This window comes from Micromonospora sp. NPDC005171, from assembly GCF_040608575.1.
Classification (GTDB): Bacteria; Actinomycetota; Actinomycetes; order Mycobacteriales; family Micromonosporaceae; genus Micromonospora.
In genome coordinates this window covers 1-20,939 of sequence record NZ_JBEXIM010000066.1, presented here as the reverse complement: position 1 = coordinate 20,939, position 20,939 = coordinate 1, and the positions used below count along the sequence as shown (strand labels likewise).

25 protein-coding genes and 1 riboswitch are annotated in these 20,939 nt (G+C 71.9%); of the genes, 13 read left to right on the top strand and 12 right to left on the bottom strand.

What is annotated here, in order from left to right:
- Positions 1 to 110: 110 nt before the first annotated feature.
- The 4 genes from dusB to ABZU74_RS33370 form a co-directional block, all read right to left on the bottom strand.
- A complete protein-coding gene (gene dusB / locus ABZU74_RS33385; protein WP_355432565.1) occupies positions 111 to 1,283 on the bottom strand; it encodes a tRNA dihydrouridine synthase DusB in 1,173 nt (390 codons plus the stop codon).
- A 64-nt stretch (positions 1,284 to 1,347) separates the two neighbouring features.
- A complete protein-coding gene (locus ABZU74_RS33380; RefSeq protein ID WP_355432562.1) occupies positions 1,348 to 2,727 on the bottom strand; it encodes a glycine--tRNA ligase in 1,380 nt (459 codons plus the stop codon).
- Positions 2,728 to 2,839: 112 nt separating this feature from the next.
- Positions 2,840 to 3,319, bottom strand: a complete 480-nt coding sequence (locus ABZU74_RS33375) for a hypothetical protein (RefSeq protein WP_355432559.1) — start codon at positions 3,317 to 3,319, stop codon at positions 2,840 to 2,842.
- Between the two features lie 24 nt (positions 3,320 to 3,343).
- Positions 3,344 to 3,685, bottom strand: a complete 342-nt coding sequence (locus ABZU74_RS33370; protein WP_355432556.1) for an antibiotic biosynthesis monooxygenase — start codon at positions 3,683 to 3,685, stop codon at positions 3,344 to 3,346.
- 29 nt (positions 3,686 to 3,714) lie between these two features.
- On the opposite strand from ABZU74_RS33370, the gene ABZU74_RS33365 reads away from it, so the two are divergent.
- The 8 genes from ABZU74_RS33365 (at position 3,715) to ABZU74_RS33330 (ending at position 8,232) form a co-directional block, all read left to right on the top strand.
- On the top strand, positions 3,715 to 3,972 hold the full coding sequence (locus ABZU74_RS33365; protein ID WP_030338196.1) for a hypothetical protein: 258 nt from the start codon (positions 3,715 to 3,717) through the stop codon (positions 3,970 to 3,972).
- A 54-nt stretch (positions 3,973 to 4,026) separates the two neighbouring features.
- Positions 4,027 to 4,971, top strand: a complete 945-nt coding sequence (locus ABZU74_RS33360) for a metal ABC transporter substrate-binding protein (protein WP_355432552.1) — start codon at positions 4,027 to 4,029, stop codon at positions 4,969 to 4,971.
- Positions 4,968 to 5,729, top strand: coding sequence for a metal ABC transporter ATP-binding protein (locus tag ABZU74_RS33355; protein ID WP_355432549.1), 762 nt, complete (start codon positions 4,968 to 4,970; stop codon positions 5,727 to 5,729). The genes ABZU74_RS33360 and ABZU74_RS33355 overlap by 4 nt, the downstream gene beginning before the upstream one ends.
- A 3-nt stretch (positions 5,730 to 5,732) precedes the next feature.
- Positions 5,733 to 6,599, top strand: coding sequence for a metal ABC transporter permease (locus tag ABZU74_RS33350; RefSeq protein WP_355432546.1), 867 nt, complete (start codon positions 5,733 to 5,735; stop codon positions 6,597 to 6,599).
- Positions 6,600 to 6,642: 43 nt separating this feature from the next.
- Positions 6,643 to 6,942, top strand: coding sequence for a metalloregulator ArsR/SmtB family transcription factor (locus ABZU74_RS33345; RefSeq protein WP_355432543.1), 300 nt, complete (start codon positions 6,643 to 6,645; stop codon positions 6,940 to 6,942).
- Positions 6,939 to 7,337, top strand: a complete 399-nt coding sequence (locus tag ABZU74_RS33340) for a Fur family transcriptional regulator (protein WP_091409697.1) — start codon at positions 6,939 to 6,941, stop codon at positions 7,335 to 7,337. The genes ABZU74_RS33345 and ABZU74_RS33340 overlap by 4 nt, the downstream gene beginning before the upstream one ends.
- Positions 7,338 to 7,446: 109 nt before the next feature.
- Positions 7,447 to 8,055, top strand: coding sequence for a hypothetical protein (locus tag ABZU74_RS33335; protein ID WP_355432540.1), 609 nt, complete (start codon positions 7,447 to 7,449; stop codon positions 8,053 to 8,055).
- A gap of 9 nt (positions 8,056 to 8,064) precedes the next feature.
- Positions 8,065 to 8,232 (top strand): hypothetical protein, encoded by a 168-nt coding sequence (locus ABZU74_RS33330; protein ID WP_355432537.1) that lies wholly within the window; start codon positions 8,065 to 8,067, stop codon positions 8,230 to 8,232.
- Positions 8,233 to 8,292: 60 nt separating this feature from the next.
- On the opposite strand, the gene ABZU74_RS33325 is transcribed toward ABZU74_RS33330, so the two are convergent.
- From ABZU74_RS33325 to ABZU74_RS33305, 5 genes are all read right to left on the bottom strand, one after another.
- Complete coding sequence (locus tag ABZU74_RS33325) at positions 8,293 to 10,290, bottom strand: acyl-CoA dehydrogenase family protein (RefSeq protein WP_355432534.1); 1,998 nt, start codon at positions 10,288 to 10,290, stop codon at positions 8,293 to 8,295.
- 105 nt (positions 10,291 to 10,395) lie between these two features.
- The gene (locus tag ABZU74_RS33320; protein ID WP_355432531.1) at positions 10,396 to 10,899 is read right to left on the bottom strand and encodes a DUF6328 family protein; all 504 of its coding nucleotides are present in this window, start codon (positions 10,897 to 10,899) and stop codon (positions 10,396 to 10,398) included.
- 254 nt (positions 10,900 to 11,153) lie between these two features.
- Positions 11,154 to 11,903 carry an SIS domain-containing protein gene (locus ABZU74_RS33315; RefSeq protein ID WP_355432528.1) on the bottom strand — a complete coding sequence of 250 codons (750 nt, stop codon included), beginning with the start codon at positions 11,901 to 11,903 and terminating at the stop codon, positions 11,154 to 11,156.
- On the bottom strand, positions 11,900 to 12,712 hold the full coding sequence (locus tag ABZU74_RS33310) for an AAC(3) family N-acetyltransferase (protein ID WP_355432525.1): 813 nt from the start codon (positions 12,710 to 12,712) through the stop codon (positions 11,900 to 11,902). Before ABZU74_RS33310 ends, ABZU74_RS33315 begins: the two co-directional genes overlap by 4 nt.
- A 29-nt stretch (positions 12,713 to 12,741) precedes the next feature.
- On the bottom strand, positions 12,742 to 13,572 hold the full coding sequence (locus ABZU74_RS33305) for an alpha/beta fold hydrolase (protein WP_355432522.1): 831 nt from the start codon (positions 13,570 to 13,572) through the stop codon (positions 12,742 to 12,744).
- 107 nt (positions 13,573 to 13,679) lie between these two features.
- A riboswitch (TPP riboswitch) is annotated at positions 13,680 to 13,784 on the top strand.
- A 74-nt stretch (positions 13,785 to 13,858) separates the two neighbouring features.
- Between ABZU74_RS33305 and ABZU74_RS33300 the strand changes: the two genes are divergently transcribed.
- From ABZU74_RS33300 to ABZU74_RS33290, 3 genes are all read left to right on the top strand, one after another.
- Positions 13,859 to 14,452 (top strand): ECF transporter S component, encoded by a 594-nt coding sequence (locus ABZU74_RS33300; RefSeq protein WP_355432519.1) that lies wholly within the window; start codon positions 13,859 to 13,861, stop codon positions 14,450 to 14,452.
- Positions 14,453 to 14,566: 114 nt separating this feature from the next.
- The gene (locus ABZU74_RS33295; RefSeq protein WP_355432516.1) at positions 14,567 to 15,997 is read left to right on the top strand and encodes an ABC transporter ATP-binding protein; all 1,431 of its coding nucleotides are present in this window, start codon (positions 14,567 to 14,569) and stop codon (positions 15,995 to 15,997) included.
- Positions 15,994 to 16,794 (top strand): energy-coupling factor transporter transmembrane component T, encoded by an 801-nt coding sequence (locus ABZU74_RS33290; protein ID WP_355432513.1) that lies wholly within the window; start codon positions 15,994 to 15,996, stop codon positions 16,792 to 16,794. Before ABZU74_RS33295 ends, ABZU74_RS33290 begins: the two co-directional genes overlap by 4 nt.
- A 153-nt stretch (positions 16,795 to 16,947) precedes the next feature.
- Here the strand turns inward: ABZU74_RS33290 and ABZU74_RS33285 are convergent, their stop codons facing one another.
- A complete protein-coding gene (locus ABZU74_RS33285) occupies positions 16,948 to 17,463 on the bottom strand; it encodes a hypothetical protein (protein ID WP_355432510.1) in 516 nt (171 codons plus the stop codon).
- A 289-nt stretch (positions 17,464 to 17,752) separates the two neighbouring features.
- Between ABZU74_RS33285 and ABZU74_RS33280 the strand changes: the two genes are divergently transcribed.
- Positions 17,753 to 18,049 (top strand): thiamine-binding protein, encoded by a 297-nt coding sequence (locus ABZU74_RS33280; RefSeq protein WP_196919265.1) that lies wholly within the window; start codon positions 17,753 to 17,755, stop codon positions 18,047 to 18,049.
- Between the two features lie 189 nt (positions 18,050 to 18,238).
- Entirely contained in the window at positions 18,239 to 19,681 is a 1,443-nt protein-coding gene (gndA, locus tag ABZU74_RS33275) for an NADP-dependent phosphogluconate dehydrogenase (RefSeq protein ID WP_355432506.1), read from the top strand.
- A 135-nt stretch (positions 19,682 to 19,816) separates the two neighbouring features.
- Here the strand turns inward: gndA and ABZU74_RS33270 are convergent, their stop codons facing one another.
- Together ABZU74_RS33270 and ABZU74_RS33265 are read right to left on the bottom strand one after the other, a co-directional pair.
- Complete coding sequence (locus tag ABZU74_RS33270) at positions 19,817 to 20,578, bottom strand: pirin family protein (protein WP_355432503.1); 762 nt, start codon at positions 20,576 to 20,578, stop codon at positions 19,817 to 19,819.
- Positions 20,575 to 20,802, bottom strand: coding sequence for a thioredoxin reductase (locus ABZU74_RS33265; RefSeq protein ID WP_091409742.1), 228 nt, complete (start codon positions 20,800 to 20,802; stop codon positions 20,575 to 20,577). Before ABZU74_RS33265 ends, ABZU74_RS33270 begins: the two co-directional genes overlap by 4 nt.
- Between the last annotated feature and the right edge of the window lie 137 nt (positions 20,803 to 20,939).

Below are 20,939 nucleotides of genomic sequence, written 5' to 3'. Positions count from 1 at the left end.
TACGCCACCAGCTGACCCACCAGCACAAACCGAAGGGCCGGACCCCCACCAGGGTCCGGCCCTTCGGCACGACGTCAGTCGGTGGCGAGGACGGCAGGCCACCAACGGGCTCAGCCGCCGGAGTCGTCCATCTCGGCGCCCTCGGGGACCGTGTCGTCGTCCCGGCTGGCCAGCCAGCCCTCGGGCAGGAAGACCTTGCCGGGTGAGTTGGTACGCCCGCGCGGCTGCCCCAGGGCGGTCACCGGGAACGGCTCCGCCGGGTCGAGCTTGCCGAGCAGGTCGTCGAGTTGGGCCAGGCTTTCGATCATCGCCAGCGAGCGACGCAGCTCGCCGCCGACCGGGAAGCCCTTGAGGTACCAGGCGACGTGCTTACGGAAGTCGGTGCAGCCGTCCCGTTCACCTCGGGCGGGGTTGCGGGCGCCGGCCGTGAACTGGTCGACCAGCAGCTCGGCGTGCCGGCGCATGGTCACCGCCACCTCGCCGAGGGTGGGTAGCCGTCGCTCCGGCCGACCGTTGAAGGCGGCCTCCAGGTCGGCGAAGAGCCACGGTCGGCCCAGGCAGCCGCGCCCGATGACCACGCCGTCGACGCCGGTGTGGGCCACCATGCGCAGCGCGTCGTCGGCTTCCCAGATGTCGCCGTTGCCGAGCACCGGCACGTCGAGAGCCTGCTTCAGCGTGGCAATCGCGTCCCAGTCGGCGGTGCCCGAATAACGCTGCGCGGCGGTCCGCCCGTGCAGGGCCACCGCAGCCACGCCGGCCTCCTGGGCGGCGAGCCCCGCTTCGACGTACGTCAGGTGGTCGTCGTCGATGCCCTTGCGCATCTTGACAGTGACCGGCACGCCGGACGGTGCCGCGGCAGCCACCGCGGCCCGCACGAGTCGCGCGAACAGCCGGCGCCGCCACGGTAGCGCCGCGCCGCCGCCACGCCGGGTGACCTTGGGTACGGGGCAGCCGAAGTTGAGGTCGATGTGATCGGCAAGGTTGCGCTCGACGACGATCCGCACGGCCGCGGCGGTGATCTCCGGGTCGGTGCCGTAAAGCTGGAGGCTGCGGGGCTTCTCGTCGTCGCCGAACGCGATCATGCGCAGCGTCTTCGGGTTGCGCTCGACCAGCGCCCGAGTGGTGATCATTTCGCAGACGTAGATGCCGCCGCCCTGCTCGCGGCAGAGCCGGCGGAACCCGATGTTGGTGATCCCGGCCATCGGCGCGAGCACGACCGGCGGCCACACCTGGTGCTGGCCGAGAGTCAGCGGGCGCAGCGCGGGCACGGTCGAGGCAGTCACCGGACAAGTGTACGGGGCCCCGACCGGCGCTGATCGCGTCGGCCGAGGCCCCGTGGGCGGAGTCTCAGCAGCCGGGGAGACGCTCGATCAGGTAGCGCTCGACCTGGTCCAGGGAGACACGCTCCTGGGCCATGGTGTCCCGGTTGCGCACCGTCACCGCGTTGTCGTCCAGCGTGTCGAAGTCCACGGTCACGCAGAACGGGGTGCCGATCTCGTCCTGCCTGCGGTAGCGGCGCCCGATCGCCTGCGAGTCGTCGAACTCCACCACCCAGCGCTTGCGCAGCAGCGTCGCGAGGTCCTTGGCCTTGGGCGACAGCGCCTCGTTGCGGGACAGCGGCAGCACCGCCACCTTGACCGGGGCGAGCCGCGGATCGAACCGCATCACGGTGCGCTTGTCCACGCCGCCCTTGGTGTTCGGCGCCTCGTCCTCGTCGTACGCCTCCAGCAGGAAGGCGAGCACCGCGCGGGTCAGACCCGCGGCCGGCTCGATGACGTACGGCATCCAGCGCTCACTCTTGCTCTGGTCGAAGTACGACAGGTCGACGCCGGAGTGCTTGCTGTGCGTCGAGAGGTCGAAGTCGGTGCGGTTGGCGACACCCTCCAGCTCGGCGAACTCGGTGCCGCCGAACTGGAAGCGGTACTCGATGTCCACCGTCCGCTTCGAGTAGTGCGACAGCTTCTCCTTGGGGTGCTCGTAGAGCCGCAGATTGTCCGCCGAGAGGCCGAGGTCGAGGTACCAGTTCCAGCGCTCCTGGAGCCAGTACTCGTGCCACTGCTCATCGGTGCCCGGCTCGACGAAGAACTCCATCTCCATCTGCTCGAACTCGCGGGTCCGGAAGATGAAGTTGCCCGGGGTGATCTCGTTGCGGAACGACTTGCCGGTCTGCGCGATGCCGAACGGCGGCTTCTTACGGGCGACCGTCTCGACGTTCTTGTAGTTGACGAAGATGCCCTGCGCGGTCTCCGGGCGCAGGTAGTGCAGCCCCTCGTCGCTCTCCACCGGGCCCAGGTAGGTCTTCATCAGGCCGTTGAACATCTTCGGCTCGGTGAAGGTGCCCTTGTTGCCGCAGTTGGGGCAGTTCAGCTCCGCCAGTGAGGTCAGCGGCTTGCCGTGCTTCTCGGCGTACGCCTCTTCGAGGTGGTCCGCCCGGAACCGCTTGTGGCAGAACTGGCACTCGGTGAGCGGGTCGACGAACTCGGCGATGTGACCGGACGCCTCCCACACCTTGCGGGCCAGGATCACCGCGGAGTCCAGGCCGACGACGTCGTCGCGCTGCTGGACCATGTTCTTCCACCACTGCCGGCGGACGTTCTCCTTGAGCTCCACGCCGAGCGGACCGTAGTCCCACGCCGATCGGGTGCCTCCGTAGATTTCACTGGAGGGGAAGACGAAGCCTCGGCGCTTGGCGAGGCTGACGACGGCGTCGATACGGTCGGCTGGCATGTTTCCTCCTACGCCGGCTGGCGGTCGGCGGGGGCGAGATGGATGGAACGGTCGGTTCGGGACAACGGTACGTTCACCGTCCCCCCGAGCCCAGCAGAATACCGGGGGCGGGTCAGTTGACCTCGCAGACCTCCATGCCCCCGGTCTGCCCGTCCTGGCCGAGGCTGACCTGCTGCCGCTCCCGGTCGCCGCCGTCGAGGGTCACGTCGACCGGCACCGTCAGGTAGGTCTGGTCCACCTCGCCCACCCGGAACGCGGTCACCTGTGGTTCGGCGGCAGCGCGTCGCTCGAACTCCGGCCGGGACTCACGCCGCTGCGCGTCGTCGCAGAGCTGCTCGTACGCCCGCCCGTAGTTCCGCTCGACGAGCGCCTGGTAGTAGTCGCTGGTCACGGTGCGGCCCTGTTCCCGGATCGCCTGGACTCCGCTGACGGCCAGGCCGACGACGGCGGCGCCACCCCCGCCGCAGCAGAGCACCACGGCGAGCGCGCCGACGCCGAGGCCGATCCAGAGCCGATTCCGGCGGCCCTCGGTGGGCGGCGCGGCGAACGGCGGAGCCACGCCGGGACCGGGTGGCGGGGCGGGTGCGGTCATAGGAGCAGCGTAGTGTCCGGCGGCTCAGCGGTAAGGACCCGCAGCCCGATCACTCTCGGCGACGACCACGGCCCCGCCGGGGGCGGCGGTGGCCAGCGCCTCGTAGGCGGAGGGTTCGTCGACTGACTCGGCGAGCAACGGCACGGCGCTGACCTTGACCTCGAAGGCGCCCAGCGCCCGCCGGTAGGTGCCGACCGACTCCCATTCGGTGACCAGTGACCAGTGCCGGGGGTCGTCCAGCGCCCGGACCAGTTGGCCGCGCAGGTAGCCGGGTCGGGCGGCCAGCGCGGTGAGGGCGGCGTGCGCCCGTTCGGTGAAGCCGTCGACGGCATCGACGTCGACCACGAACCGGTTGGTCACCAGCACCGGGGGTTCCTCCTCGTAGAGTCTGTGGGATGCAGCGTACGCAGCGCCCCCTGCTCGCCCGGTTGGCCGGGGCGAACCCGACGTCGGTGTTCCTGCTCACCCTGGTGGTGGTGCTGGTGGCGTTCTTCACGCCCGGGGTGATCGGCGGGCTGCTGACGCTCGCGCTCGCCGGGGTCCTGATCGCCCTGTTGGCGACGACCTGGGCGGTTCAGGCGCCGCAAACGCGGCTGATCCGACTGGTGATGCTGACCCTGCTGGTGACTGTGGGCCTCGCGAAGCTCCTCTGACATGCAATCATGCGTTGTTGACAATCATTATCGTTGCCACGGACAGTTGATGACATGACCAACCGCGCCACGTACCGTGTCCTGGCCGCCGCGACCGCCCTCCTCGCCCTGGGCGCCGGGGCCGGCTGCTCCACCGGAGGTGCCGCCGGCGCCGACCCCAAGCGAGTCGACGTGGTGGCCGCGTTCTACCCCCTCCAATTCCTGGCCGAGCGGATCGGCGGCGACGCCGTCCGGGTGACCAACCTGGCCAAGCCCGGTGCCGAGCCGCACGACCTGGAACTCAACCCGAGCCAGGTCGGTGAGGTCAGCGACGCGGAGCTGATCGTCTACCTCAAGGGGTTCCAGCCGGCGGTTGACGACGCCGTGGCCCAGAACGGCGGTGACCGGTCGTTCGACGTGACGAGCGTGCAGCCGCTGTTGGACGCGTCGGCCGGCGGGCACGACCACGAGGGCGAGGAGGGGCACGCCGAGGAGAGCGGCGGCAAGGACCCGCACGTCTGGCTCGACCCGACCCGGCTGGCCGGCATCGGCGACCAGCTCGCCCAGCGGCTCGGCACTGCCGACCCGGACCACGCCGCCGACTACACCGCCCGCGCGGCGACGCTGCGCGGTGACCTGACGACCCTGGACAACGAGTTCAAGAACGGTCTGGCGACCTGCCAGCGGCGGGAGATCGTGACCAGCCACGCCGCGTTCGGCTACCTCGCCGACCGCTACCAGCTCGACCAGGTCGGCATCACCGGGCTGAGCCCGGACGTGGAGCCCTCGCCGCAGCGCCTCGCGCACGTGATCGAGGAGGCGAAGGAACACCAGGCCAGCACGATCTTCTTCGAGACCCTGGTCAGCCCGAAGGTCGCCGAGACCATCGCCGGTCAGGTCGGCGCGAAGACCGCTGTGCTCGACCCGATCGAAGGGCTCGCCGCCGGCAGCAACGGGGACTACCTTTCGGTGATGCGCACCAACCTGCGGACCCTGCAGACGGCCTTGAGCTGCTCGTGACCTCACCTGTCATCACCGTCGAGCACGGGGTGGTCGGCTACGACGGCCGCCCCGTGCTCCGGGACATCTCGCTCACCGTGACCGCCGGCGAGGTGGTCGCGATTCTCGGCGCCAACGGCTCCGGCAAGTCCACGCTGATCCGCGCCGTGCTCGGGCTGGTGCCGATCAGCGCCGGCTCGGTCACCCTCTTCGACCGGCCGTTGCGCCGTTTCCGGCAGTGGGCGCGCATCGGGTACGTCCCGCAGCGCCTGGGCGCCGGCGGCGGCGTGCCGGCCACCGTCCGCGAGGTGGTGGCCTCCGGCCGGCTGGCCCGTCGGGGGGTGCTGCGTCCGCCCGGTCGGGCCGACCAATCCGCCATCGACGACGCGTTGCGTGCCGTAGGGCTCGCCGACCGGGCCGGCGACCCGGTCTCCACGCTCTCCGGCGGCCAGCAGCAGCGCACCCTGATCGCCCGCGCCCTGGCCGGCCAACCGGAGTTGCTGGTTCTCGACGAGCCCACCGCCGGGGTGGACGCGGCCAGCCAGGAGGCGTTCGCCGACGCGCTGCGCGACTTCGTCGCCGACGGCGGAACGGTGCTGCTCGTCGCCCACGAGCTGGGCCCGCTGCGACCGGTGATCAGCCGGGCTGTCGTCGTTCACGAGGGTCGCATCGCGCACGACGGCGCGGTGCCGGACCCGGCCGGCCATCACGCGGAGCCCGACCACGACCACGTGCACCCGCACTGCTACGACGAGCCCGCCGGGCTGTGGAGCAACTGACAGATGGAACTCTTCCAGTACCCCTACATGCAGCGTGCCCTGATCGGCGCGCTGGTGATCGGCCTGGCCGCGCCGGCGCTCGGCATCTACCTGGTGCAGCGCCGGCTGGCGTTGATCGGCGACGGGGTGGGGCACGTGGCGCTGACCGGCGTCGGGGCGGGGCTGCTGCTCAACCGCTCACCGGTGCTGGTCGCGGTGATCGCCGCCACCATCGGCGCGATCGCCATCGAGGTCGTCCGGGCCCGTGGGCGTACCTCCGGTGACCTGGCCCTGGCCCTGCTCTTCTACGGCGGCATCGCCGGTGGCGTACTCCTGGTCGGCCTCTCCGACGCGACAAGCGCGAACCTCAACGCCTACCTGTTCGGGTCGCTGACCACCATCTCGCCCGCCGATCTGACCACCATCGCGGTGCTCGGCGCGGCGATCCTGGTCACGATGATCGCGTTGCGGCCGGCGCTCTTCGCGGTCAGCCACGACGAGGAGTACGCCCGGGTCTCCGGCCTGCCGGTCCGCACGCTGAACCTGCTGATCGCGGTCGCCACCGCGGTCACCGTGACCATCGCCATGCGGGCCGTCGGCGTGCTGTTGATCAGCGCGTTGATGGTGGTGCCGGTCGCCACCGCCCAACAGGTCACCCGGGGCTTCCGCAGCACGATGGCCGCCGCGATGGCGCTCGGGTTATTCGCCGCCGGCTCGGGTGTCTGGGTGGCGGCCACGGCGGACACCGCGCCGGGCGCCTCGGTGGTGCTGGTGGCGATCGCCTCGTTCCTGGTGGTGGCCGTGGCCGGGGCGGTCTGGCGGGTGGTGCGCCGCCGGACGACGCCGACCGCCGTGCCGGCCCCGGAACCGCACGAGGTCGTGCTTAGCTGAGCCTGATCAGCGGAACATGCGTGGTATTGGTTACCGTTACGGAATGACCAGCGCGACGGGCTACGACGGGTTCGACGGGGCCAGCGAGTTGCTCCGCGCCCTCTCCGCGCCCATCCGGCTGGCCATCGTCGTTGAGCTGGCCGGCGGCGAGCGGTGCGTGCACGAGTTGGTGGAGAAACTCGGCGCCGCGCAACCACTGGTCTCCCAGCACCTGCGGGTGTTACGCGGAGCGGGCGTGGTGCGCGGCTCCCGCCGGGGACGGGAAATCGCCTACAGCCTGGTCGACGAGCACGTCGCGCACATCGTGGCGGACGCGGTCAGCCACGCCGGGGAGGGACCATGAGCGAGAGCAGCGCCGCGGTGCGCAACACCCGGCAGCGTTCGGCGGTGAGCGCCCTGCTGGGCGAGATGGAAGGCTTCCACAGCGCCCAGGACCTGCACGCGATGCTGCGGCAGCGCGGCGAGCGGGTCGGCCTGACCACCGTCTACCGCACCCTGCAGGGGCTCGCCGACGCCGGTGAGATCGACGTGATGCGTCCGCCGGGCGGCGAACACCTCTACCGCCGGTGCAGCGAGGGGCACCACCACCACCTGGTCTGCCGGGTCTGCGGGCGCACGGTTGAGGTGGCCGGCCCGGCCGTGGAGAGTTGGGCCGACCGGGTCGCCGCGCAGCACGGCTACGCCGACGTCAGCCACACCCTGGAGATCTTCGGCACCTGCCCGACCTGCCCGCGCTGACCAGCAGCGCCGCCGCTGGAGCGACGGTCCGGTGGCGTCGGCGGCCGGTCGCGTGCCGGGCTCACGTCACGGCTGCATGGAGCGGGACGTTCGTGGCACGCTGGCCGACGTGAAAATTTATGCTGATCGGTTTCCGACCGCCGCCCGTCAGTTGCTCACCGACCTGCTCGTCGTCGCCTGGGTGTACGCGGCGATCCGCGGCGCGCTGTGGCTGCACGACCTGGTGCAGAAGCTTGCCGTACCGGGGCAGAAGTTGGAGGGCGCGGGCAGTGGCCTCGCCGACAACCTCGCCGACGCCGGCAGCAAGGTCCGTCGGGTACCCCTGGTCGGTGACGAGCTGACCGCGCCGTTCCGGCAGGCCGCCGACGCAGCCCGAGGGCTCGCCGACGCCGGACGCGACCAGCAGCATCTGGTCGACCAGTTGGCCCTCGCCCTGGCCATCGCGGTGCTGATCTTCCCGCTCGGCATAGTGCTCTTCGGTTGGCTGCCGCTGCGGGTCCGCTGGATGCGCCGGGCCGGGTCAGCGGCGAAGCTGGCCGCCGGGCCGGCCGGTCGGGACCTGCTCGCCCTGCGCGCACTGGCCACCCAGCCGCTGGGCCAGCTGACCCGGATCGGCCCGGACGTCGCCGAGGCGTGGCGTCGCGGCGACGACGCGACAGTCGACGCCCTGGCCGCCTTGGAACTGCGCCAACTCGGCCTACGCGGCCGGGGCCGCTAAGGTCGTCGGGTGTTCTACTTCCTCGTCGTCATCGCCGCCCTGCTGCTCGGCTACGCCGCCGTCCTGGTGTCCTTCGTCCGCCGGGGCAAGAAGATCCCACCCGCGGCGTACCTGGCGCTGGCCGGGCTCAACGGTCTGATCCTGGCGGGCGTGTTGGCCTGGGCGGTCTCCCGCTGACCGACGCCGCCGGCCCGCACTCCCCGGCCCGCACGGCGGCCAGTCTGCGCGGCGCGACGCTCACGGCTTCGGGGGTATGCGGCGGCGGAGGTCCTCGGCGGTGGACGGGCCGGGCGACCACTGGGCCACCCAGGGCAGTTCGTCGGACGGGGTGAGCACACCCTCCTCCAGGCCCGCGTAACGGCCGGCGAGGATGCGCTTCGCGGCGGCGGTGTCGACCGAGTCGGTGTTGTCCCAGAGCGCGGCGAACAAGGCGTCCACCCGCACCCGCGCCTGCCGGCAGAACAGGTCGGCCAGCTCGACGTTCTCCGGGCGGCTGTCCCGTTCGGCGGTGGCCCGGACGCAGACCGCGGACATCGCGAACAACTCGGCGCCGATGTCCACCACCCGGCCGAGGAACGCCTGCTTCCGCTCCATCTTTCCCTGCCAGCGGGACATCGCGTAGAACGTCGACCGGGCCAGCTTGCGCGACGAACGCTCCACCTGGCGCAGGTGCGCGGCGAGCGGGCCGAACTCGGCGTACGCCGAAGGGCTCTGCCCCCGGCCCACGGCCAGGGTGGGTAGCCACTTCGCGTAGAAGGCGCCCGCTCGCGCGCCAGCTCGGGCCTTGCGGCCCAGACCCGCGTCCGGGTCGATGATGTCGCCGGCCACCGACAGGTGAGCGTCGACCGCCTCCCGCGCGATCAGCAGGTGCATGATCTCGGTGGAGCCCTCGAAGATTCGGTTGATCCGCAGGTCGCGCATCATCTGCTCGACGGCGGCCGGGCGTTCCCCGCGAGCCGCCAGCGATTCGGCCGTCTCGTAGCCGCGCCCGCCCCGGATCTGGATCAGCTCGTCGGCGATCTTCCAGGCCATCTCGCTGGCGTACAGCTTGACAAGTGCCGCTTCGATCCGGATGTCGTTGCGGTCGTCGTCGGCGAGCAGGCAGCAGAGGTCGAGCATGGTCTCCATGCCGTATGTGGTGGCGGCGATGAAGGAGAGCTTCTGCGCGACCGCCTCGTGCTCGCCCACCGGCCGTCCCCACTGGACCCGGTCGGCGGCCCACCCCCGGGCCACGTTCAACGCCCACTTGCCGGCGCCCACGCACATGGCCGGCAGCGAGAGCCGGCCGGTGTTCAGGGTGGTCAGGGCGATCTTCAGCCCCTTGCCCTCGCCGCCGATGACGTTCTCGGCGGGGACGAACACGTCGTGGAAGCGGGTCAGGCTGTTCTCCAGGCCGCGCAGGCCGATGAACTCGTTGCGCCGCTCGACGGTGATGCCGGGGCTGTCGCCGTCCACCACGAACGCGGTGATCCCGCCGCGACGTCCCTCGGTGGCCGGCACCCGGGCCATCACCACCAGCAGGGTGGCCACGATGCCGTTGGTGGCCCAGAGCTTCACCCCGTTGAGCCGGTAACCCGTGCCGTCCTCGGTCGGCTCGGCGATGGTGGCCAGCCGGGCCGGGTCGGAGCCGACGTCGGGCTCGGTGAGCAGGAACGCGGAGACCTCCCCGGCGGAGAGCCGGGGCAGGAAACGTTGCTTCTGCTCGGCGGTGCCGAACATCTTCAGCGGCTGTGGCACCCCGATCGACTGGTGCGCCGAGAGCAGCGCGCCGATGGCCGGGCTGACCGAGCCGGCCAGCATGAGCGCCCGGCAGTAGTGCAGGTTGCTCAGCCCGAGCCCGCCGTACTTCCGGTCGATCTTCATGCCGAACGCGCCGAGGTCGGCCAGGCCGTGGAACACCGAGTCGGGTATGGACGCGTCCCGCTCGATGGCCTCACCGTCCACCTCGGAGGTCAGGAAGGCGCGGAACCGACCAAGGAACTCCTCCGCGCGAGCCACGTCGTCCGGATCGGATCGGGGCCACGGGTCGATCAGGTCGAGCCGGAACCGGCCGAGGAACAGCTCCTTGCCGAAGCTGGGCCGGTCCCAGGTGGACTCGCGGGCTGCCTCGGCGACCTGCCGGGCCTCCTTCTCGGAGACCTGCCCGGCTTCCGCGGGCAGGGGCGCCGCGGCGTTGGCGGTGGTCTCGGAGTCGGGGCCGTCCGGTGCCGGTCGGCCGTTCTGCGTCGTGGTCACGGCTGCCCCCTCGAAGATCGGTGCGGCTGCGTCGACGTGTGCGACTACTGCCACGCTACCCCCGGTTGTTACCCGGGGGTAGCGCTGCGTGAAGATCGGCGCCGGTCAGCGACCGCTGATCGTGTCCGGGTCATCGTCATCGTCGTCGATGTCGTCCTCACCCCAGTTGCGCCGGGAGAACGGAAGGGCCACCCAGAACGTGAGGAACCAGATTCCAGCCAGGGCGCTGAGCACGAAGGCGATCGGCCGGTCCAGCACGAAGTCGGTGATCAGCAGCACCGCGCTGACCATCGCGATCAGCATGAAGGCGAGGCCGCCGCTGGCCATCCGGTGCGCGAAGCGGACCAGCTCTGGTTTGCGCCCCTGCCGGAACAGCGCCCGGTGGAACGCCACCGGCGAGATGATCAGCGCGGTGGCGGCGGCCGCCGCGAGCAACGCCACGATGTAGACGTCCCGCTGGAACTCCGTGGTCTCGGTGAACCCGTTACTGAACGGCAGGGTGAGCAGGAAGGCGAAGAGGATCTGCACGCCGGTCTGGGCGACCCGCAACTCCTGCAGCAGGTCGGCGAAGTTGCGCTGCCAGCGCTGCTTCTCGGTCTCCTTGGACACGCGCTACCTCCGGTGAGACGCTACTGCCGGCGGTCCCGGCCGCCGGCAACAACGCCAATGCCCCACCCGGCCGAGCGCGAAACAGCTTCACGACATCTGCCGTTCATCTCAGGGACGCAGGTCGGCCGCCGCAGCCCGTGCCCGCCGTCCGGCACCAGCCGAGCGCCAGCCGGACCGCCAGGTCGGTGTGCGCGGTCCAGGGCACCAGGCCGAGCCCCTGCCCGGCGACCGGGAGCAGCACCACGCCAGCGGCGTCAGGACCCGCGGCGGATCCGGCCCGCGTACCGAGCCTCCAGCTCGTTGTTGTGCGCGTCGCCGTCCGGGATGTTCGCCGACAGGTAGACCGGTGGCCGCTCCCCCGCCGCCAACAACCGCGCCACCACCTCCACCGTCACCTGCTGGGCCAGCAGCGCCGCGGTGATCGAGGAGACCGCGCCGACCGCGCCGCCACCGGGCAGGGGCAGCGTGGCGTCGCCGTACGGCGCGCCGTTGTCGAGCACCACGTCGGCCAGGTCGCTCAGCTTGCGCCCGGACGGGTGCCGGGAGGTCATCCGGCCGGAGTGCTGCGCCGAGGTGATCGCCACCAGCCCGTGACCGTGCTCCTTCACCAGCGAGGCGAACTCCACCATCGCGCCGTTGACGCCGGAGTTCGAGGCGAGCACGAAGACGTCGGTGGGACGCACCGGGGCCAACTCGTAGAGGCGGTGCGCGACGGCCGGGTCCCGTTCCAGCAGCGGGCCGAGCCGTTCGGCCGGTTCGCCGCCGAGCAGCACCAGGTCGCGTAGCGCGATCCGGTTGGTCGGCACCAGACCGCCGGCCCGTCCGGCGATCTCCATGGCGAGGGCCTCCGAGTGCCCGGTGCCGAACGCGTGCACCACGCCGTCGGCTTGGACGGCCTCGGCGATCAGGTCGGCGGCCCGCCCCACCGCCTCCCGTTGGCTGGCGGCCACCCGGCCGATCGTCTCGGTCACCACTGCCAGGTAGTCCTCGGCACTCACCGTCATACGTCCTCCGTCGCTCGATTGCGGGCCAGCCAACGAACCGCGAAGTCGACCGCCGCCCGCTGGCGCATCAACCTGCCGGTCCCGGTCCCGGTGCCGACCGGCGCGGTGCGTACCGCCCCGGTTGCCTCCAGGTCCTCGCCCAACGCGGCGAAGTCGTCCGCGTCGAGCCGTACGTCCTGCCACCACACCCATTCCCGAGCACCGTCGCCGGTGCGCACTGCGGCACCGAGCCGCTCGCGGGGCGAGCCGGGGCAGCGGTACTCGGCCAGGTGCAGCGAGGTGCTCACCGAGTGGTCCACGCCGAGCAGCAACACGTCGGCGTCCAGGTCGTAGAGACGGGCCAGCGGGGAGCCCTCACCGAGCATGTCGGCCAGGGTGTGCCCGGCCACCACCTGCTCGGCGGCCGGGCCGAGCGCGGCGAACGACACGTGCGGGTGTGAGCTGCGCAGCGCACCCGGCCAGCCGCGGACGGTCTCGGCGAGCACACCCATGAACCGGCTCGGGGTGACCGCCGGGTCGAAGCCCGGCATCTCCGAGCGGATCAGCGGCCACCAGCCCGCCGGCACCGGCGGGTTGCGCCACTGCGCGGGGTCGCTGTTGTCCGGCGTGTGGGTGGGCACGACGATCGTGCCGTCCGGGCCGAGCGCGTCGCGCAGGGCGAGCACCACCGCGTGCGGGCCGCCGGCGACGAAGCCCAGCGAACGCAGCGCGGCGTGCACCAGCAGCGTCGCCCCGGGGCGTACGCCCAGCACGCGCAGCTGCGCGGCGATCGAGCGACGGCTGCCCGGCCCGCTGGCGTCCGTCGTCACGACGGCTTTCCCTCGCTGGCCCGCACGGCTCAGGCCGTTCCGCCGGCTCGGGCCAGGATCGCCTCGGCGAGCGGGGCCGGCACCGCGTCCGGGATCCAGTGACTCACCCCGGGCAGCTGCACGAAGCGGTAGTCGCCGGTGACGTTCGCCGCGCACGCCTCGGCGGCGGTCCGGCCGATGGCGACGTCCCGGTCACTCCAGACGTACGTGGTGGGCACCGCGACCGGGCCGACGCCGGCCAGGTCGGCGCGGGACATCGCCCGGTACCAGTTCAGTGCGGCAGTGAGCGCCCCCGGCTCGCGCATCGGGTCGGCGTACCGGTTCACCCGGGACGTGTCGCCCACCCCGCCAAGCAGCTTGCGCAGCGCTGTGGCGTGCCATGCCAGCAGCACCTTCTCCGCCTTCTCCGGCTTGCGGAACAGCGCGATGTACGACGAGCGGGCCTTCTGCTGGGCGTCGGTGCTCAGGGCGTGCGCCATGGCCGCCGGATGCGGTACGGACACCGCTGTCAGCGTGTGCACCCGCTCAGGGTGCCGGGCGGCAACCGCCCAGGCCACGATGGCGCCCCAGTCGTGGCCGACCAGGTGGACGGCGTCCAGCCCGAGCGCGTCGAGCACCGCCACCACGTCGGCGACGAGCTCGGGGATCCGGTAGTCGGCCACGGCGGTGGGCCGGGCGCCGGGTGAGTAACCGCGCTGGTCCAGCGCGTACGTGCGCAGCCCACCCGCGTGCAGCGTCGGCACCACGTCGTCCCACTCGCCGCTGTGTTGCGGGAAACCGTGCAGCAGCAGGACGGGTACGCCGTCCGCCGGACCGCCGACGGTCACCTCGAACGTGAAGCCTCGCGCGTCAACCCGCATGATCGGAAGCGTACCCAGCCGGCGGCGGGCGGGTCGCTCCCGCAGGTCAGACGGATGCCCTGCTGGGCCCGCGACCCCGGTCGGTGTTAGCGTCAGCGAGACAACTTCATATCCGACAGGGGAGCGCACAGCGCTGAGAGTGCGGGCACGCCCGCAGACCCTCGAACCTGATCTGGGTAATGCCAGCGCAGGGAGTTCGGTCGACCTCCAGCCGCGCCGCAGTCCGGTGCCACCGGACGCGGCGTGCGTCTTCTCCTGGTTCGCACTCACGAACTGGGAGCACCACATGAAATCCACCACCGACACACACCGTTGGCGCACCATCGACATTGTGGTCGCCTCGGTGATCGCGGTCGCCTTCGGCGTCATCTTCTGGGCCTGGGGCCTGGTCTGGAGCGCCACCGAGGGCGCGTTCGCCTTCTTCCCGCCGGCGCAGACGCTGCTCTATGGCGTCTGGCTGATGCCGGCGGTGATCGGCGGGCTGGTCATCCGCAAGCCCGGTGCCGCGCTCTACTGCGAGACCGTGGCTGCGGTCCTGTCCGCGCTGTTGGGCAGCCAGTGGGCCGGCACGGTGATCCCGCAGGGCATCGTGCAGGGCATCGGCGCCGAACTGGCCTTCGCCGCCTTCCGGTACCGGTCGTTCCGGCTGCCGACAGCGGTGTTCGCCGGCGCGCTGACCGGCCTCAGCGCCGCGCTGTTCGACTTCTTCGTCTGGAACGTCGACTACGAGCTGACCGACTACCGCATCCCTTACGCGCTGCTCACCATCGTCAGCGCCACAGTGATCGCCGGCTTCGGCGGCTGGCTGCTGACCCAGGCCCTGGCCAACACCGGCGTCCTGGACCGCTTCCCCGCAGGCCGGAACCGCGCCCTGATCTGACCCCACCCAATGGCGTTGATCAGGAGGTTTGCGTCAACAGGAGCCGATCTTCTGACGCAAACCTTTTGATCAACGAGGTGGCCGGGGGCCTGAGGGCTGGGAGGGGGTGGTCTGGTGGGCGGGGTTTTGCTGCGGGGGTTCGGGTGGCGGCACGCGGGGCGGCGCGCGTGGGCGGTGCGCGGGGTTGACCTGCGGGTCGAGGCCGGAGAGCGGGTTTTGCTGCTCGGGCCGTCGGGGGCCGGTAAGAGCACGCTGCTCAGCGCGCTGGCCGGGCTGCTTCCGGACGACTCCGGCGAGCAGGAGGGCACCGTCGAGATCGACGGGCTCGACCCGCGCAAGGGGCGGGAACGGGTCGGCATCGTCTTCCAGGACCCGGAGACCCAGCTGGTGATGGCGCGCTGCGGCGACGACGTCGCGTTCGGGCTGGAGAACCGGGGAGTGCCGGCCGACGAGATCTGGCCCCGGGTGGACGAGGCGCTGCACCGGGTCGGCTTCCCGTACTCCCGGGACCGCCACACCGCGGCGCTCTCCGGCGGCGAGCAGCAACGCCTCGCCCTGGCCGGCGCGCTGGCCCTGCGCCCCGCCCTGCTGCTGCTCGACGAACCGACCGCCAACCTCGACCCGGCCGGGGCCGACCTGGTCCGGCAGGCGGTCGCCGGCGCGCTGGACGCCGACACCACGCTGATCCTGGTCGAGCACCGGGTCGCCGAGGCCCTGCCGCTTGTCGACCGGGTGGTCGTCCTGGAACCGGGTGGCGGCGTCCGCGCGGACGGCACACCCGAGGCCGTCTTCGCCGCCCACGGCGCCGCCCTGGCCGCCGAGGGGGTCTGGGTGCCCGGTCACCCCATCGCGCCCCGGGCGGCCACCGCCGGCCCCGGGGAGCTGTTGCTCACCGCCGACCGGCTCGGCCTGCCGTCCCGGCTGGGCGCCACCGACCTGGCGGTACGCGCCGGTGAGGCACTCGCCGTACGCGGACCGAACGGCGCCGGCAAGTCCACACTGGCGTTGCTGCTCGGCGGTCTGCTCCGGCCGGGCAGCGGGCGGGTCACCGCGTCCGCCGAGTTGGCCGGCCCGGACCACCGCACTCCCCCGCACCGGTGGCGGGCCCCCGCGCTGGCCCGACGGATCGGGTCGGTCTTCCAGGATCCGGAGCACCAGTTCGTCACCAGCACCGTCTTCGACGAGTTGGCGCTCGGCCCGCGCCGCACCGGTCAACCCGAGGCGGTCGTCAAGGAAACCGTGGCCGGGCTGCTGGAACGGCTGCGGCTGGCCCGGCTCGCCGCCGCCAACCCGTACACCCTCTCCGGTGGTGAGGCGCGGCGGCTGAGCGTGGCGACCGCCCTGGCCACCGCGCCCCGCCTGCTGATCTGCGACGAACCCACCTTCGGCCAGGACCGGCGGACCTGGCGGGAGTTGGTCGACCTCTTCGCCGACCTGCGCGACGCCGGGCACGGCGTGGTCACTGTCACCCACGACGCGGACTTCGTGGCCGCGCTCGCCGACCGCACCGTCACCCTGCACCGCGCCCCGGACCACGAACGATGATCAGCATCGAGCCGGTCGCCGCGCCGGACGCGCCGTTGGCCCGCCGCAACCCGGTGGCGAAGGTCGCCGCCGCACTGGTCTTCTCGTTCACCCTGCTGGCGACCCTGGACCCGGTGGCCCCGGCGATCGCCATCGCACTCGAACTGGCCGTCCTGCCGCTGTTCGGCATCCGCTACCGGGTGCTCGCCCGACGGGCCTGGCCGCTGCTGCTCAGTGCCGCCGGCATCCTGGTCACCCTGGTGCTGTTCGCGGCCGACCGGTCCGGCCGGGTCCTGCTGGACGCGGGGCCGGTGCTGGTGAGCACCGGCGTGCTGCTCACCGCGCTCGGCCTGGTGCTGCGGGTGTTCGCGGTGGCGCTGCCCGGTGTCATCGTCTTCGCGACCACCGACCCCACCGACCTGGCCGACGCGTTGATCCAGAACGCGAAGGCGCCGGCCCGGTTCGCCATCGGGGCGCTGGCCGCGTTCCGGTTGGTGCCGCTGCTCGGTCAGGAGTGGCAGATGATCAGCATGGCTCGGCGCGCGCGGGGCGTCGACGCGGGCCGCAACCCGCTGTCGAAGCTGCGGCTCTTCGCCTCCACCGCGTTCGCGCTGCTGGTGGGGGCGATCCGTCGAGGCACCCGGCTGGCCGTGGCGATGGACGCCCGGGGCTTCGACGCCGGCACACCCCGCACCGTCGCTCGCCGGCAGCGCTTCACCCGCGCCGACACCCTCCTCATCGCCGGCGCCGTCGTGCTCGCCGCAGCCGCCCTCACCACGAGCGTCCTCCTGGGCACCTTCCGCCCCCTGATCAGCTGACCCCACCGCCGCGCGGCCGGCGGCCGGCGGCCGGCGGCAAGATCCGCACTACATCAGGGATGTAGTGGCCTCGCTGGCGATGGAGGCCACTACATCCCTGATTTTGCTGTCACCACCCAGCGTCCGCCCACGCACGGGCCGGGGGTGGGTTGGTCAGCTGCGGCGGAAGGCGTAGCGGCGGGCCTGGCCGGCCTGCTGGCTGCGGCCGCCGCCGGAGCGACTACCGCCGCCCTGCGGCGGGCCAGCCGTCGGTGCCTTCGGTCGCCCGTCCGGCTTCGGCAGATCTCCCACCGTCGGCGCGTCGACAACCGCCGGCACGTCGACCCGTGCCGGCACGTCGACCCGTGCCGGCACGTCGACCCGTGCCGGCAGGTCGACCCGTGCCGGCAGGTCGACCCGTGCCGGCAGGTCGACCGCAGCCGGCAGGTCGACCGTCGACGTCACCTCGGCCAGGACAGCCGCCGGCAGCGCCGGCTCGGCGAGCACCGCCAGCAGCGCCGGCTCGGTCAGCGCTCCCGGCTCCACCAGCACCGCCGGCAGGGCCGGTTCGACAGTGCGGCCGAGGGCCGGTAGGGCGGGTGGCAGCGGGCCGTGGCCGGCCGCCGGGTCGACGCCGAGCGGCGTCGCTCTCGGGGTACGGGTCTTCTTCGGGTTACGCCTGGCAGGCATCCGGGCCTCCTTCAGTGCCGACCGGCACGGCCGGTCCCGCGCTGCGGCGGTCGGTCGGATCGGCTGGTGACCGTCGTTGCGCGACGGTCGAGTGGGGAAGGGACTGCTCACCGGGTCGGGCAGGGCCAGCGCCGCCGAACGGCGGGAAGGAAATGCGGGACGCCCGGGAGCGCACGGACCGCGACGCGGGACGGCGGGCCGGCTCGGAATTGGGGCGTCAGTTACGCATGTCCGTACCGTAGCCACCGCTCGACCGACGCGCATCCGGTTTTACTGGCACGATCGGCACATGCTGATCGCGTTCTCGATCACCCCGCTCGGCGGTGACGACTCCGTTGGTGACCTGGTCGCCGAGGCGGTGCGGGTGGTCCGTGCGTCCGGTCTGCCCAACCGGACCGATGCCATGTTCACCACTGTCGAGGGTGAGTGGGACGAGGTGATGGCGGTGGTGAAGCAGGCGGTCGACGTGGTCGCCGCGCGGGCGCCCCGGGTGAGTGTGGTGCTCAAGGCCGACGTCCGGCCCGGGGTCACTGACGCGCTGACCGGGAAGATCGCCCGAATCGAAGCCCGTCTCGCCGAAGGCTGACGCGCGGGGCCCGGAATGACGACACGTTTCCCTGCGCGGCGCTCACCGAACCATTGCCAGAGGCCCAAGCGGCCCCGGCAACGTCCACATCACGTGCGGTAACGCGACGCCGATCACTGACCCGGATCGGCTCACATCACGGTAAGTTTCCAAACGCTGATAGTGGTGTGACGAGAGGTGGCGGCACGAATGGCTGATCAGGCGAGGGCACAAATCGGTGTGACCGGGCTGGCGGTGATGGGTCGCAACGTGGCCCGCAACCTGGCCCGCAACGGCTTCACGGTGGCGGTGCACAACCGCTCGCCGGAGCGCACCCGCAGCCTGGTCGCCGAGCACGGCGACGAGGGCACGTTCGTGCCGGGCGAGACGATGGCCGATTTCGTGGCGTCACTGGAACGACCCCGCGCGGTCATCGTCATGGTCAAGGCTGGCGCACCCACCGACGCGGTGATCGACGAGTTGGTGCCGCTGCTCGACGAGGGCGACATCATCGTCGACTGTGGCAACGCCCACTTCGCCGACACCCGCCGCCGCGAAGAGGCGTTGCGGGCGCAGGGGCTGCACTTCAGCGGCACCGGCGTCTCCGGTGGCGAGGAGGGCGCGCTGCGCGGGCCGAGCATCATGCCGGGCGGCTCCGCCGAGTCGTACGCGAAGCTCGGGCCGATGTTCGAGAAGATCGCCGCCCAGGTGGACGGCGTGCCGTGCTGCACGCACGTCGGGCCGGACGGCGCCGGGCACTTCGTCAAGATGGTGCACAACGGCATCGAATACGCCGACATGCAGCTCATCGCCGAGGCGTACGACCTGCTCCGGGCGGGCCTGGACGCGACGCCGGCCGCGATCGCGGAGATCTTCCGGGAGTGGAACAACGGCGAGCTGGAGTCGTTCCTTATCGAGATCACCGCCGACGTGCTCGCGCACACCGACGCGGCGACCGGCCGGCCGTTCGTGGACATCGTGCAGGACCGGGCCGAGCAGAAGGGCACCGGTCGGTGGACCGTGCAGAGCGCCCTGGACCTGGGCATCCCGATCACCGGGATCGCCGAGGCGACCTTCGCCCGCTCGCTCTCCGGGCACGTCGACCAGCGTGAGGCGGCCCGCCGGGCGTTCCCCGACGCGGGTGAGAAGTGGCAGGTCACCGACCGGGAGGCCTTCGTCGAGGACGTCCGCCGGGCGCTGCTCGCTTCCAAGATCGTCGCGTACGCGCAGGGCTTCGACCACATCCGCGCGGGCAGCCAGGAATACAACTGGGACATCGACCTCGGTGGCACCGCGACGATCTGGCGGGGCGGTTGCATCATCCGGGCCCGCTTCCTCAACCGGATCCGCGAGGCGTACGACGAGCAGCCCGACCTGCCGACGCTGCTGGTGGCCCCGTACTTCGCCGAGGCGGTCAGCGCCGGCGTGCCGAGCTGGCGGCGGGTGGTGGCCGACGCGACCCGGGCCGGTGTGCCGACGCCGGCGTTCTCGTCGTCGCTGGCGTACTTCGACGCGTTGCGCGCGGAGCGGCTGCCGGCCGCGCTGATCCAGGGTCTGCGGGACAACTTCGGTGCGCACACCTACCAGCGGGTGGACCGCGACGGCTCGTTCCACACCACCTGGGCCGCGGACCGTAACGAGTCCCCGGCGTAGCCCGGGCGGTGCCCTGCGCACCGCCGTGATCGTGCTCGATCCTTGATGTAGTGGTCTCCCCCGGGTGGGGAGACCACTACATCCATGTTCGGGCGAGATCATGGGGTGCGGTGGCGGCTCCCGCGCGGCTGACGGTCAGCCGACAGTGGCGTGCATCTCCCAGACCAGGATCTCGGCCGGTTCGTCGGCGCTGACCCGCCGGCCACCGGTCATGGTGAGCCGGGCGGCGTCGCCACTGTCGAGCGGGCCGCTGCCCTCCAGGGTGACCGTGCCGTTGGGCACGTAGAGGTGCACGAAGGGCGCGTCGGGGATGGTGACCTCGTCGCCGGGGGCGAGACGGGCGGCGTGCAGGGTCGCGTACCGGTTGCGGATCCGGATCGCGGACGCGCCGTCGTAGCGGTCCATTCCGGAGGCGATCGGCACCAGGCCACCGCGAAGCAGCCCGTCCTCGATCTCCAGTTGCTCGTAGCCGGGATCGACGCCCTGCTCGTCGGGGAGCACCCACATCTGCACGAAGTGCACCGGGTCGCTGTGCGGCTCCTGGTTGTTGAGCCGCCAGGCGTCGTTCTTTTCGGAGTGCAGGATGCCGGTGCCAGCGCTCATCCGCTGGGCCAGACCCGGGTAGATCACCCCGGAGTGCCCGGTGGAGTCCTGGTGCACCAGGGAACCGCGCAGCACCCAGGTCACGATCTCCATGTCCTGGTGCGGGTGGGTCTCGAAGCCGGCCCCCGGTCGGACCACGTCGTCGTTGTTGACCAGCAGCAGGCCGTGGTGGGTATTGGCCGGGTCGTAGTGCCGGGAGAACGAGAAGGAGTGCTTGGAGTCCAGCCAGGAGATCCGGGTGGCGAAGCGGTCATCGGCACGACGGATGTCGACAGCGGGCGCGGGCGCTGTCACCAGGCACGCTGCCCGGCATCAGGGGTCGACGGCGCCCAGGTCAGGGCCGGCTCACCGGTGGCCAGTTCGGCGATCTCGCCGGTCCGCAGCTGCGGGGTGTGGCCGAACTCGGCACAGTGCTGCTCGGCGATCTCGGCGCAGATCTCGGCCACCTGCTCGCAGATCGGGTCACCCAGATCGGCGGCGTTCAACGCCATGATCATCTTGAATCGGAGATCCCGCATCTCGCCCCCAACCGCCGTCGTCCCACCACCTTCGGACCCTACCCGCCACCCTTGAGCAGGACCCCGAAACGAGCGCACCACCCCCACCTCGGCAGCAGGGGGATGCGACGGCGCCGCCCGCACGGGGTGCGGGCGGC

Bases quoted from the DNA above. Each gene is read 5' to 3' on its own strand.
- ABZU74_RS33380 (WP_355432562.1), bottom strand. From the start codon at position 2,727: ATGCCAGCCGACCGTATCGACGCCGTCGTCAGCCTCGCCAAGCGCCGA.
- ABZU74_RS33375 (WP_355432559.1), bottom strand. From the start codon at position 3,319: ATGACCGCACCCGCCCCGCCACCCGGTCCCGGCGTGGCTCCGCCGTTC.
- ABZU74_RS33365 (WP_030338196.1), top strand. From the start codon at position 3,715: ATGCAGCGTACGCAGCGCCCCCTGCTCGCCCGGTTGGCCGGGGCGAAC.
- ABZU74_RS33360 (WP_355432552.1), top strand. From the start codon at position 4,027: ATGACCAACCGCGCCACGTACCGTGTCCTGGCCGCCGCGACCGCCCTC.
- ABZU74_RS33350 (WP_355432546.1), top strand. From the start codon at position 5,733: ATGGAACTCTTCCAGTACCCCTACATGCAGCGTGCCCTGATCGGCGCG.
- ABZU74_RS33345 (WP_355432543.1), top strand. From the start codon at position 6,643: ATGACCAGCGCGACGGGCTACGACGGGTTCGACGGGGCCAGCGAGTTG.
- ABZU74_RS33340 (WP_091409697.1), top strand. From the start codon at position 6,939: ATGAGCGAGAGCAGCGCCGCGGTGCGCAACACCCGGCAGCGTTCGGCG.
- ABZU74_RS33315 (WP_355432528.1), bottom strand. From the start codon at position 11,903: ATGACGGTGAGTGCCGAGGACTACCTGGCAGTGGTGACCGAGACGATC.
- ABZU74_RS33305 (WP_355432522.1), bottom strand. From the start codon at position 13,572: ATGCGGGTTGACGCGCGAGGCTTCACGTTCGAGGTGACCGTCGGCGGT.
- ABZU74_RS33300 (WP_355432519.1), top strand. From the start codon at position 13,859: ATGAAATCCACCACCGACACACACCGTTGGCGCACCATCGACATTGTG.
- ABZU74_RS33290 (WP_355432513.1), top strand. From the start codon at position 15,994: ATGATCAGCATCGAGCCGGTCGCCGCGCCGGACGCGCCGTTGGCCCGC.
- ABZU74_RS33285 (WP_355432510.1), bottom strand. From the start codon at position 17,463: ATGCCTGCCAGGCGTAACCCGAAGAAGACCCGTACCCCGAGAGCGACG.
- ABZU74_RS33280 (WP_196919265.1), top strand. From the start codon at position 17,753: ATGCTGATCGCGTTCTCGATCACCCCGCTCGGCGGTGACGACTCCGTT.
- gndA (WP_355432506.1), top strand. From the start codon at position 18,239: ATGGCTGATCAGGCGAGGGCACAAATCGGTGTGACCGGGCTGGCGGTG.
- ABZU74_RS33265 (WP_091409742.1), bottom strand. From the start codon at position 20,802: ATGCGGGATCTCCGATTCAAGATGATCATGGCGTTGAACGCCGCCGAT.